The following is a 12,027-nucleotide window of genomic DNA, read 5'->3' as shown; positions in this document are numbered from 1 at the left end:
CTTTCACCGGCAAATTCAGTACACCACACCGGCCACCAGAATGATGTTGGCATAAGGGGTGAATTCTCCCGATCGAATCGCCGCTTTCGCCTCTTTGGTCTTCTCCTTGAACTGGGTATGAGGCATGACCTCGACGGGGATGCCGGGAAACAGCGCAAGAATGGCTTGATACATTTCGGGGCTGATCTTTTCCGTTTCTTCTGCCAGGATGATTTTTTCCACTTCCACCTCAGCGATCACTTCTTTCAACACATCGAGAAAAGCGGGCTTACCTGCAGTCAGTGATAAATCCACCCGCTCGATTTCCTGGGGAATGGGCAATCCCGCATCGGTGACGACCAGCATGTCGGTATGCCCCGTTTCTGCGATAACGCGGGATAACTGGGGGTTTAAGATTCCGGATTTTTTCATCGGGCATTCCTTCTTTCTCTGAGATTCGATGAATGGACTTCACGAAGACAGCATTACTGCTGAACCAAAAACTCGTTCACTTCTTCCAGAGACGGCAAGGAGGATTGGGCACCAAACTTGGTCACGGCCAGAGTTCCCACCGTTCCCCCGTATTGCACCGCATCCAGGATTGGCTTCCCGGCGGCCAAGGCCACCGCCATCCCGCCGTTGAAGGCGTCGCCTGCCGCCGTTGTGTCGACGACGTCCACTTTTCTGGCCGGTATATGCGTAAAACCGGACGCCGAAGCGAGCAAACTCCCATTTTCCCCAAGGGTGATTACAACCGTTTTCACCCCGCGGCCGAGCAACTCCCGGGCGGCAATCTTGGCTGACTCCAGATCATTCACCTGAATCCCCGTCAAAATCTCCGTTTCTGTTTCGTTGGGTGTCAACACATCGACAGAGCGATACAGCTCCTCCGGCAGCGGTTGGGCCGGCGCCGGATTTAGAATGACGGGCACCTGATGTTTCTTGGCGACGCGGGCCGCGTAAACAACCGTTTCCAGCGGGACCTCCAGCTGCAACATCAACAGGCTGGAGCGCGCAATAAGATCCTCCACTCGGTCCACATCGGCTCGGCTGAGATTGGCATTGGCTTGGGGCACCACGATGATGCTGTTGTCTCCCTGTGCGTCAACGGTGATATGCGCAATACCCGTGGCGGAAGTGGGATCGATTTGGATATATTCCGTCTCCACTCCCTCTTTCCGGAGGTTTTGCAACACGGGCTCGGTAAACAAATCCTCTCCCAACCGACCGACCATGTAGGTTTTGACGCCAAGCTTGGCTGCGGTTACCGCCTGATTCGCCCCTTTGCCCCCGGGCACCATCCCAAAGGTTTCACCGATCAGCGTTTCCCCTTTTAACGGACGCCGCCCCGCCTTGGCCACCAAATCCATGGTCATGCTTCCCAACACTGTGATGATCGGTTCTTTTGCCATCCGAATCCTCCTGAATTTTCTAAAATATAAACGTTTACATTTTGCGATAAAAAAACAAACGTGATAAAAGTGTGCACACAGCTTATTCCACACGATCCGGTGATCGTACAATCAGGCGGGGAATGAGTATGACTTTTCTCGGTTCTGGAAAGGTCTTCCCTTGGATGCGCTCCACCAGCATATCCGCTGCGATTTCCCCCATTTGCCGCATTGGCCGTGAGACAACGGTGAGGGGGGGATCCACAAAAGTGGCGATATCCAAATCGTCAAAGCCAACCACGACGATGTCTTTCCCCAACTCCCGCCCTTGATCACGGATGCAGGTTAACAAACCCAGTGTCATCAGGTTATTGGCGGAGAAGATCGCGGTGGGAGGATCGGACAGCGACAGCAATTCTTTCCCCAGCTGGTATCCGCTCTCCTCTTTGAAGTCCCCTTCTTTCATATATTGATCCCTTGCCGGAATTTCAAAATCCCTCAAGGCTTGCACATACCCCTCCGTCCGTTCGCGACCGGGCGTGACGTGGTCTGGGCCGGCAATGAGACCGATCTTGGTATGTCCTGTAGTAACCAGATGCTTGATCGCCGTATAAGCGCCGTCTACATTGTCGATCACCACTGAATCGTAGGGACTATCTTGGATATGGCGATCCACCAGCACAACGGGCAGGCCTCCCAGCTCCAGATCCATCAACGGACTGTGCTGTTCATCGGCTGTCGTCACAATCAACCCGTCTACACGTCGTTCCCGCAAGGCATGGAGGAGTTGGCGCTCCTTTTCCACCGACTCGTCCGTGTTTGCCAAAAAGAGAGTATAACCGGAGTCTCTCGCCTGCTCTTCAATCCCTTTGATCACTTCAGGAAAAAAGGGGTTGGCGATGTCCGGGACAATCACACCGATCGTCTCCGTCCGCTTCATCACCATGCTACGGGCGATAACATTGGGGAGATAATTCAGTTCCTCAACCGCTTTTCGAATACGCTCTTCGGTGGCAGGACGAACGCCTCCCAAACCGTTAATCACCCGTGACACCGTCGCAACAGAAACATCCGCCTTTTTTGCTACGTCTTTGATAGTAACCATGGTTCGCTCCAGTATAAAACGATGATATAATTACTATGTAAACGTTTACATTAATACTAGGCTGAAGGGAGAGGCTTGTCAACCACTTTTTTGTTCTGTTGGTACAGGTTGGCTTTGCAATCACCGAATGATAACAAAACAAACGGACCTAAAAAAGGCCCGTTTGGTCCGTTTCTATATGGTCGGGGCGACAGGATTTGAACCTGCGACCCCCTGCTCCCAAAGCAGGTGCTCTACCAAGCTGAGCCACGCCCCGTTATTGGTGCGGCGTCCTTTTACAACCAAAATACAACAACATCATGAGCACTTCAGCCGAAGAACAAACACCGCAGAGACTATTATACAGGGTTCGATACACTTCGGGCAACCCTAAATTTTAACCATGATCGACAACAAATCTATTCACACGTATCGTCCTTTTTAATATGCTGCCTCAACTGTCCTTTATGACACAGTGGCACTTGATTTCGACGACAATGAAGCTTCATTTGTATTCTTTGGTTAATTGATTAAACATATCCCCATGCTTTTGGACACATAATAGACTTGTCTTCTTCACAGAAGGGAGTTAGCCTAATATTACAAATGTTGTAACTTTGTATTCGGAATCCATTCGAGGAGGGTTTCCGATGAAAGGATCCATCAGTTGTCTACTGCTCTTTGTGTTACTGCTGGCACAATCCGCTCCCCTTCAGCGAATCCGGGCCGAGGATCAAACCTACATCAAGAAAAAAAGCACCTACTATACCGCTGAAAAAGTGGCCAATGCCCGAAGAAATGTCCAGCGGTTTGAGTGGGCGCGGGACATCAAAGACAACGCCGTACAGGATGCAGACCGGTATCTGTCGATGGGATTGGATCGACTTTGGCAGACGATCACTCCCCAGTCGATCCCCCGTAGTTTCGCGGTCAATCTGGAATTAGGTTCCCCCATCACCGGCAAGGAATTCAACAAAAAGTACGGTTATCGGGGCTGGGTGGCCGATCCGATGAACAGACCATGGAAACTGGTCGATCCGAGCAGCGGGTATGTGTTTCCCACCAACGATTTTGCTTCTTACTACCAAAGCGGGTTGAACGAACACGGGATTTTTGACCCCAAACGAGCCGATCCGAAATATTTGGTCAACGAGCTCTATCCCGAAAAGGGGAAAAACTGGGGCGTAGATGACGGAAGAGGTTGGGTGGACGAACAAGGAAACCGCTGGACCTTTATCGCTTACTACAATCACTGGCATGTATGGCACGGAGGAATAGTGGACAATGCTCTCCGCGCTTTTCGGGATGCTTATCTCTACACAGGAGATGCGAAGTATGCACAAGCCGGAACGATTCTGTTGGATCGCATCGCGGACGTATACCCGGATATGGACCTCGCCCCTTACCCAGCCTCCGATGGCTTTCTCAATTCCCATGGCGGTACGGGGAAAGGAAAAATCCGCGGCAGCATTTGGGAGGCGACGGCAGTCACCGAATATCTTTCTGCCTATGATGCCTTTTTCCCCGGTATGGAACAGGCAGAGATCGTTCCCTTTCTCCGGGAAAAAGCGGAAAAATACCAGATGGCCAACCGGAAAGACAGCGTAGCCGCCATTCGCAAAAATATCGAAGAGGGCTTGCTCAAGCAAATTTTCCCTGCGATCAAAGAAGCCAAAATCCGGGGCAACTTTGGGATGCATCAGCGCACATTGGCCATGGCTGCTGTTGTGTTAGACGAGCCCGGTGTTTCCGAGCAGTGGATCGATTGGATCTTTCAATCCGGAGGGCTGGTTTCCAATCCCGACTGGCACTTGACCGGCGGCAATGTCCTGGCTACCCTTGTCAATCAAGTGGACCGGGATGGATTCGGAGATGAACCTTCGACCGAGTACAACAGCTACTGGCTGCGTCAAATCCAGGGAGTGGCTGACATTCTGGATTCCTATACCCGTTATCCCCAGGCCGATTTGTACAAGCAAGTCAAGTTCCGAAAGATGTTTGATACCCGCTATCCTTTGATCATGTCAGACCGTTACACCCCCATGATCGGCGATTCCTATAAAACCGGTATTCCCTTCATTGTGGGTACGGTGCAGGAGCATGTAAAAGCGTTTGAAAAGTTTGGCGACCCTGTCTATGCACAAACCGCCTACCTGTTAAACGGCCATTCGATGGACAACCTCCACGGCGATATCTTTTCCGCTGATCCGGAAAAAGTCATCCGGGATATTCAGGAAGTCATTCGAAACAAAGGACCGCTTCAACTAAAAACTACACAGCTGTCGGGATTCGGTTTCACCGCCTTTCGCCATGGGCAAGACGAGGATGAAGAAGACGGTGTAACCTACCCCTTCTCCGATTTGAAACAAACGGAAGCCACCGCCGACACCTCGGACCATTTGGGTTCTCTTTATATGGAGACGGACGACCTGGCCAAACACATCCCGGAAGCATTCGATATGCCGGAATCCTACTATGAGGAGAGCCCCGCCGTACAGCTGTTGGCAAAGAAACCGGGTGAGCGTCTCAGCTTTACCTTCGATGTTCCCAAAACCGATCATTATGAGGTAGCGATCACACCGCTGAAATCCGCCTCCTATGGCCGCTATGAGATCCAATTGGACGGAACACCTGTAAAGGAGTTGGATTTCTATGGCCCTTCCGGCTCGGAAAAACCGGTCACGATTGCCCGGCAACCCTTGTCCCAGGGCTCTCACACATTGACTTTCGTCAACCGTGGCAAAAGGAAAGCGGCTGCCGGATACAAAATGGGGGTCCTCCGACTGAGTCTCCGGAATAAGCAGGCGCAAGTCTCCAGTGATTCGGATTCGCAACGGGGAATATGGATGTACTACGGCCGCAATCAAGTGGGCCGGCACGGCCATAAAGATACGTTGAATCTGGGCATACACGGTTTTGGACTAGATTTGAGCCCCGACCTGGGCTACCCCGACAGCTTTAAAACCCGAACTGAGTGGGTCAGCAATACTGTCGCCCACAATACGGTAGTGGTGGACCGGGCAAAGCAGAAGGATACCACCGGCGGTATTCCCCGCCATGTGGAAACGTTGGGCCGGGTACAGCTGGTGGATGTGGAAGCCCCCCGCGTTTATCCGCAAACGGACCTGTACCGGCGGACCACAGCCTATATCCCCATCGACAAACAACATTCCTACGCCGTCGATCTGTTCCGGATTCACGGTGGAGAGGAACACCATTTCAGCTTTCACGGCGCGGAAGGGGATGTTGCCACCGAAGGGCTCCGGCTCATTCCTCAAGAGCAGGGCACCTACGCCGGACCGGATGTTCCTTTTGGACAAAAAGAACCGGATCAGCCGGAGGGATGGGATTATGCCGGAAGCGGTTTTCACTATCTGAAAAATGTGGAGCGAGACGACCGTCCCTCTTCACCCTTCAGCGTGGATTGGAAGATCCGGGACACTTGGGGGGTCTTGGAGGAAGTGGGCGATATCCATCTGCGATTGACCATGCTGAACGCGGTAGATGAAGCTGCTCTGGCTGACGGGATCCCGCCTCAGCTTCCCGGCAACCCGGATCGCCTGCGTTATTTCCTGGCCAAAAGGAGCGGCAGTTCATTGAAAAGCCAGTTTGTCTCCGTCATTGAAGCCTATAAAGACCAGCGGGATATCCGTTCCATCGAAGCCGTTCCCGTCACACCCGCCGATGGAGGAGACGAACAGCCGGATCGGGTGACAGCGTTAAAAGTCACTCTGAAAAATGGTCGAGTCGATACCATCTTTAACTCCCTTGATGCCGACCGGGAGTACATCGTCGACGGACGCATTCATGTGCGCGGCTTTTTTGCCGTCCTTTCCGAAAAAGGAGGGACGCCTGCCTACGCTTTTGTGAGTGATGGTACGCTGTTGCAGACCAAAGGAAAGCCGCTGATCCATCAACCCAAGCCCCGACTGGAAGGAAACGTGCTCTCTTTCACCCGGGATTTAAGCGCAGAAAACGAGATCACGGTCCAACTTTCCCTCGGATCGATCCAACCGAAGTCCCTGCTAGGACGAATGATTCACATACACAATGACAACGAGCAAAACGCAGTGTATACCATTCGCAGCGTTGAGCACATCCAGGGGGATCAGTACCGACTCCAAGTAGGAGATACTACCTTGGTTCGCCGTTATACGGATCCCGATGACTTTTCCAAAGGATTTGTCTATAACATCCGGGAAGGAGATGCCCTGACCATCCCCCTATCAGCAGAATGGCGACCGGAGTAAAGTATAAAAAGAGCCCCGATGAATAAGCTTCCCTCTGTCAAGTAGACAATAAAAAAACAAGGTTCCTTCTGCTATGCAGCCTGAGCCCGGTACTTTACCGGGCTCATCTCGGTCTGCTGGAGAAGGCCCTGTTTCTGACACACGTTTAAGACATCCATCGGATTTTGTACGATTCGGTGCTCCAGAAAGTTAAAGAATGATCGCATTGCCCTTATGCGTGCGTTGATCGCGGTTTCTTTTCTGCCGTCGTCCATCATACGGAGAATTACGTTTTCTTTAATCATGCGGGATGTAAATTTTGTTGGGTCAGTATTGACGCCCTGCCGCTCGAGTAATTTTTGCAGAGCGTTCAACTCATTACGGTAGTATTTAACGGTATGTTCAGAGAGGTTACGGATTCTGCAATGCGGAGAAAGGCATCGCGGGCCATTTCAAAATCCGTTGTGAGGGACTCTGCGCCCACATTTTCAGGTGCGAGGGTATTTTTGCGTCTACGGGACATAGCGTATTACTCCTCCTTCGTTCGATTTGAATCGTACGCATGTCCCCGAAACACTTCGCATTATTCCCACGCACTATTTTTTCGGTGAATAATACGAAGACGCGGGCCGACTCAATCGTCGAAAACCCGCGTCGTTACTGTAGTTTTGGTGCCGAAGGTGGGAGTCGAACCCACACTCCACGAGGGAACACGATTTTGAGTCGTGCGCGTCTGCCAATTCCGCCACTTCGGCAAGTTGTGTTGTCGGTTTTTGTTGTCCCGCGTCAGCGGCGACAATTGTTATTATAGAATCCTCACAGGTAAAAGTCAAGGGATATTTTTGATTTGTTTTTTCTGATATTTAACCGGAATAAAATCATCGAAGTCACACATCCTAGAGTTAATATCACGTACAGCGGAACCGAGGAAGTGTGCCCCATGGATAAAAAGAAATACTACGTTTCCGTCCACTCCGGAGAGATTTCTGGAGAAATCTCTCAGCAAAAAGGGGCTTCCCCTTATCAATTTGAGATCGAAGCCGACGAGGATGAAGTGCGGGATCTTCATGCTCTGATGACTCGAAACGCCGAAGCAGATACCAAAACTTTTTGGATCTCCCATATTCCGTTTTTGTCCAAGGACCAAAAGGGACAGAGTGCAGATTATGAAGACACATTGCAATCGATCTACGACAGAGTGTATCAACTGGGTACGGATACGACCAAACGCCAAATGAAAGAGATGAATTTGATCTAATCCCAGATTCACACCCAATAAGACGGACCGAGGCGGGAACAAAAAGAAAACCTGTGATGTACATTGTTTGCCTCGGTCCCATTTTTCCCAAAGGCCGCTAATCGGAAAAAAACTGTCTACCAGCAGCAATCCCATGTGCTATTCCTTAACATCCTTACTGCTTCATGTCGCGGATTCGTTCCTCAATAACTCGCTTTGGCAGCACAGCTTGAACAAATTCTCCTTCTCCTATGATCGCTTTGGTGTGCTCTGCCTGGACGCGGCAAATCACTTTGTTCAACTTCACTTTAACCACTTCCGCGGTGAAGATAACGGAACAACCAACGGGAGCGGGAGCCCTGTGCCGGACGGAGATGACACCCCCTACACCTTCTTCGTGTTCCTCCAGGTAAGGGAGGAGGATGCGGCGGCCCACCCACTCCATGTAATACACCATGGATACCGTAGACAGGACGGGATGAACTTCCACTCCTCCAAAAGCAGCCGTCATATCCCGGGTCACTCTGACCTCCATCGTTTCACGAATTCCCGGCAGCAACCCTGGTTTCATCGGCAACCGCCTTTATATGCCGAAGGGGTTTAGCGGCTTGGATCCAATGTAAGCATTGACACTCTTGGTTTCGGTGTACAGGTTGAGGGTTTCCAGCGCCAACTCCCTGCCAAAGCCGGATTGTTTGTACCCGCCGAAGGGCAAGCCCGGCATTGCAGAGAAGGGATTGTTCACCATGACGGTGCCTGCTTTCAATTGTGCCGCCACCCGGTGAGCGCGTCCAAAATCTTTTGTCCAGATGGCGGCTGCCAGTCCGTAGATGGTGTCATTGGCTTGGTGGATCGCTTCCTTTTCATCACGGAATTTGAGAATAACCACCACCGGGCCGAAGATCTCTTCTTGAGCCACCTTCATGTCATTGGTCACTTCCGTGATCACCGTGGGCATATACCAGTGGCCCTTGGTAAATTCCTCTCCCTCCGGACGGCCGCCACCGTAGACTACTTTGGCCCCTTCCTCTACTGCCGATTTTACATAGGAATGGATGACATCCCACTGTGCCTGGGAAATCACGGCCCCTACATGAGTGGATTTATCCAATGTGTCTCCCAGTTTCAGCCTTTTCGTCTTCTCGATAAATTTGGCCACAAACTCATCATAAATCGATTCATGCACAAAAAGCCGGGAACGGGCTTCGCAGGACTGCCCGGTGTTATAGTAGATCCCAAACACGGAACCGTCCACCGCAGCATCCACATCCGCATCCTCAAAAACCAGGTTGGGAGATTTCCCGCCCAGTTCCAACGTCACCCGTTTTAAAGTTTCCGAGGCGGTTTTCATAATGTCCTTCCCGGTGCCTGTCTCACCAGTGAAGGCCACTTTATCTACACCCGGATGCTCGGTTAGATAAGCTCCCACATCGGCACCGCTGCCGGTGATGATGTTGATCACCCCGGCCGGAACTCCGGCTTCCTGGCAGATTTCCGCCAATACATGAGACGTTACGGGAGTCAGACTGGCGGGCTTTAAGACGATGGTGCAGCCTGTCGCCAATGCGGGGGCAATTTTCCAAGCAGCCATCATCAACGGATAATTCCAGGGAATGATCTGGGCACAAACCCCCACCGGCTCTTTCAAAGTATAGTTGAGGAAGCCTTGCGGCACCGGTTTGGTTTCTCCGGACAGGGTATGAACCGCCCCGGCATACATCTCAAAATCCTCAATCGCCTGATGTACTTGGCCCTGAGCTGCCGACCAGGCTTTACCGCTGTTCAATACCTCCAGGTGAACCAGATCGTTGAACCGTTCCCGCATAATTCTGGCTGCTTTGTTGAGGATCTGGCCCCGGCGGGACGCCGGCCATCTGCTCCATTTCCCTTTTTCCAAAGCCTCCCGGGCCGCGGAGACGGCTTTATCCACATCCTCCCGGGTCGCTTTGGCCACCCGGGCGATGGTTTCCCCCGTTGCCGGATTGTAGGTTTCAAACCATTCTCCGGAACTGCCGTCGACGTACTCCCCATTGATCAACAGCGGATATCGCTCTTTTAACAAAGATGCTTTGACCTCTTCTTTCAGCATGTCCGTTCCCCCTCCGTTTGTTGAACTGTTGGCTACCAACTTGATCTCACACATCGACTTGGTCAGCAAGCTCCCCCACTGCGGTTGCACACTCTCTCCCCGATATTTCCCAACGGGATCCGTACCCGCTCCACAATCACCGCTTCGTTCATAATTGCCCTCAATCCCCCACCCCTTCCACCCGTTTGCGATGGGATTCCACCCCTCTGGCTAGCGCTTCCGAAGATGGTCGTACATCACCACATCCTAGCCGGCCCCGGCCGGCACTTCGGCGATTCCACCGTCCATCGGCCCCGCTCCAGGCACGGCGGTCTTCTGAATATCCGCTATCAGGGGTTACACACGCTCACCGGTCGCGGTAACTTCCCCGATCATCATGGTAACCAACGGCCCCGCAAATCCCATCAGATCCTTGGCAGCCGCCCGGCCTTCAGGAGAACCCATCGCCTGTTTCAACGCCTCTTCGCTCTCAAAGTACATCGCCGCTTCCAAATAATACGGTGCCTGTTCCCCCATCGGCGTCCCGGCTATCTTGGTCACTTCCAACCGTTGCAATCCCGGCATCTTTTGTGCCAAAGGAGCATGCACATTTTCATAGTGATCATCAAATGCCTGCTGATCTTCAGGGTGACGGTACAAAGCGATCAGTTTTACCAAATGGATCCACTCCTCTTTTTAAAATAAAGAGCCATCCTTCGTTGAGTCAGATCTTTACTTCTCCTCTGCGGTCAATGACGCGTACTGCTTTTCCTTCGCTGCGGGGAAGAGTCTTCGACGGGTGCAAGATCACTTCGACAGTCACCCCCAGCCCCTCTTTGAACAGCTCCCGCAACCGGCCGGACAGTTGTTGAGCAGAAAGGCGGTCGGAATCTTGCGACATTTCCACTTCAACCGTCAGCTTGTCCAACATTCCCACCCGCTCCACTACCAATTGATAATGGGGAGCCAGTTCTTTCTGAGCGAGGACCAGCCTTTCCGCTTCCGACGGAAACATATTAACCCCCCGGATGATCAACATATCATCCAGGCGCCCTTTGATCCGCGACATCCGTGCGTGGGTTCTGCCGCAAGGGCAAGGCTTCCGATCCAAAGAAGCGATATCTCCGGTCCGGTATCTGAGCAGCGGGATCGCCTCTTTGGTCAAGGAGGTGAACACCAGCTCGCCTTCCTCCCCGTCCGGCAACGGTTCCCCTGTCGACGGATCCACCACTTCCGCCAAAAAGTGATCCTCTGCGATATGCAACCCGTTTTTCTCTTCCCGGCATTCGATAGCCACGCCGGGACCTACCACCTCAGACAGCCCGTAGATATCCAATGCATCGATGCCCCATCTTTCTTCCAGCGCCTTCCGCATTTCCTCAGACCAGGGCTCCGCCCCAAAAATACCGTATTCCAGGGAGGTGGAGCGCGGATCTTTCCCCATCTGCTCCATCGTTTCCGCCAGGCTTAAGATGAAGGAGGGCGTCCCCGCAATGCCCCTGGGTTGAAAATCCTCGATCAGCGTAATTTGCCGAGACCGGTTCCCCCCGGAAGCCGGAACCACGGTCACTCCGGCCATCTCCGCCCCGGCATGCATACCCAGTCCCCCGGTAAACAGACCATAACCATAGGCGTTATGAAACACATCGCCCCGCTTTCCTCCGGCTGTGACAATGGCCCGGGCGCAGACTTCCGCCCAGCTTTGCAAATCGGTGCGGGTATACCCGACAACCGTCGGCTTTCCCTTCGTGCCGGAGGAAGCGTGCAGCCGCAAACAATCCCCTGTTGGTACCGAAAACAGACCGAAGGGGTAGGTTTCCCGCAGATCCGCCTTTCGTGTGAAGGGAAGTAACTCTAGTTGTTCCACTCCTCTAAAAGTATCCGGATGAATCCCTCTGTCCTCCAATTGCTTTCGGTAGAACGGCACCCGCTCATAAACGCGTTTCACGGTTTTCTTCAGCCGATTAGACTGCAACTGACGCAGTTCTTCCCGGTTCAGAGTCTCTTCAGACTGCTGAAACAACGCGCATCCCCCCTGG

Annotated in this window: 10 protein-coding genes and 2 tRNA genes; 2 read left to right on the top strand and 10 right to left on the bottom strand. The window is 52.5% G+C overall.

Features of this window, described 5'->3' with window-relative positions; translation table 11 throughout:
• Positions 1 to 15: 15 nt before the first annotated feature.
• The 4 genes from rbsD to IEW70_RS14965 all read right to left on the bottom strand — a co-directional run bounded on the left by rbsD (position 16) and on the right by IEW70_RS14965 (position 2,731).
• Positions 16 to 411: a D-ribose pyranase gene (gene rbsD / locus IEW70_RS14980; protein ID WP_188648724.1), complete on the bottom strand. Its 396-nt coding sequence runs from the start codon at positions 409 to 411 to the stop codon at positions 16 to 18.
• Positions 412 to 464: 53 nt separating this feature from the next.
• The gene (rbsK, locus tag IEW70_RS14975) at positions 465 to 1,391 is read right to left on the bottom strand and encodes a ribokinase (RefSeq protein ID WP_188648723.1); all 927 of its coding nucleotides are present in this window, start codon (positions 1,389 to 1,391) and stop codon (positions 465 to 467) included.
• Between the two features lie 82 nt (positions 1,392 to 1,473).
• Positions 1,474 to 2,475 carry a LacI family DNA-binding transcriptional regulator gene (locus tag IEW70_RS14970; protein WP_188648722.1) on the bottom strand — a complete coding sequence of 334 codons (1,002 nt, stop codon included), beginning with the start codon at positions 2,473 to 2,475 and terminating at the stop codon, positions 1,474 to 1,476.
• A gap of 179 nt (positions 2,476 to 2,654) precedes the next feature.
• Positions 2,655 to 2,731: transfer RNA gene (locus IEW70_RS14965), tRNA-Pro, on the bottom strand.
• 373 nt (positions 2,732 to 3,104) lie between these two features.
• Between IEW70_RS14965 and IEW70_RS14960 the strand changes: the two genes are divergently transcribed.
• Positions 3,105 to 6,704: a carbohydrate-binding protein gene (locus tag IEW70_RS14960; RefSeq protein ID WP_188648721.1), complete on the top strand. Its 3,600-nt coding sequence runs from the start codon at positions 3,105 to 3,107 to the stop codon at positions 6,702 to 6,704.
• Positions 6,705 to 6,775: 71 nt separating this feature from the next.
• On the opposite strand, the gene IEW70_RS18565 is transcribed toward IEW70_RS14960, so the two are convergent.
• Both IEW70_RS18565 and IEW70_RS14950 read right to left on the bottom strand, forming a co-directional pair.
• Entirely contained in the window at positions 6,776 to 7,102 is a 327-nt protein-coding gene (locus IEW70_RS18565) for a site-specific integrase (RefSeq protein ID WP_188648778.1), read from the bottom strand.
• Between the two features lie 250 nt (positions 7,103 to 7,352).
• Positions 7,353 to 7,438: transfer RNA gene (locus IEW70_RS14950), tRNA-Leu, on the bottom strand.
• Between the two features lie 185 nt (positions 7,439 to 7,623).
• Here IEW70_RS14950 and IEW70_RS14945 point away from each other — a divergent pair.
• Positions 7,624 to 7,941, top strand: coding sequence for a hydrolase (locus tag IEW70_RS14945; RefSeq protein WP_188648720.1), 318 nt, complete (start codon positions 7,624 to 7,626; stop codon positions 7,939 to 7,941).
• A 154-nt stretch (positions 7,942 to 8,095) separates the two neighbouring features.
• On the opposite strand, the gene IEW70_RS14940 is transcribed toward IEW70_RS14945, so the two are convergent.
• From IEW70_RS14940 to IEW70_RS14925, 4 genes are all read right to left on the bottom strand, one after another.
• Positions 8,096 to 8,491 (bottom strand): thioesterase family protein, encoded by a 396-nt coding sequence (locus IEW70_RS14940; RefSeq protein ID WP_188648719.1) that lies wholly within the window; start codon positions 8,489 to 8,491, stop codon positions 8,096 to 8,098.
• 12 nt (positions 8,492 to 8,503) lie between these two features.
• Positions 8,504 to 10,009: an aldehyde dehydrogenase family protein gene (locus IEW70_RS14935; protein ID WP_188648718.1), complete on the bottom strand. Its 1,506-nt coding sequence runs from the start codon at positions 10,007 to 10,009 to the stop codon at positions 8,504 to 8,506.
• 336 nt (positions 10,010 to 10,345) lie between these two features.
• Positions 10,346 to 10,666: an EthD family reductase gene (locus IEW70_RS14930; RefSeq protein ID WP_188648717.1), complete on the bottom strand. Its 321-nt coding sequence runs from the start codon at positions 10,664 to 10,666 to the stop codon at positions 10,346 to 10,348.
• A 46-nt stretch (positions 10,667 to 10,712) separates the two neighbouring features.
• Positions 10,713 to 12,011, bottom strand: a complete 1,299-nt coding sequence (locus IEW70_RS14925) for a phenylacetate--CoA ligase family protein (protein WP_188648716.1) — start codon at positions 12,009 to 12,011, stop codon at positions 10,713 to 10,715.
• Between the last annotated feature and the right edge of the window lie 16 nt (positions 12,012 to 12,027).

Source organism: Marinithermofilum abyssi, assembly GCF_014641195.1.
In the GTDB taxonomy this organism is placed as follows: Bacteria; Bacillota; Bacilli; order Thermoactinomycetales; family DSM-45169; genus Marinithermofilum; species Marinithermofilum abyssi.
This window is presented reverse-complemented; position numbering and strand designations above follow the sequence as displayed.

Coding starts and splice junctions, on each gene's coding strand:
- rbsD (WP_188648724.1), bottom strand. CDS start 411: ATGAAAAAATCCGGAATCTTAAACCCCCAGTTATCCCGCGTTATCGCA.
- IEW70_RS14940 (WP_188648719.1), bottom strand. CDS start 8,491: ATGAAACCAGGGTTGCTGCCGGGAATTCGTGAAACGATGGAGGTCAGA.
- IEW70_RS14945 (WP_188648720.1), top strand. CDS start 7,624: ATGGATAAAAAGAAATACTACGTTTCCGTCCACTCCGGAGAGATTTCT.
- IEW70_RS14960 (WP_188648721.1), top strand. CDS start 3,105: ATGAAAGGATCCATCAGTTGTCTACTGCTCTTTGTGTTACTGCTGGCA.
- rbsK (WP_188648723.1), bottom strand. CDS start 1,391: ATGGCAAAAGAACCGATCATCACAGTGTTGGGAAGCATGACCATGGAT.
- IEW70_RS14970 (WP_188648722.1), bottom strand. CDS start 2,475: ATGGTTACTATCAAAGACGTAGCAAAAAAGGCGGATGTTTCTGTTGCG.
- IEW70_RS14935 (WP_188648718.1), bottom strand. CDS start 10,009: ATGCTGAAAGAAGAGGTCAAAGCATCTTTGTTAAAAGAGCGATATCCG.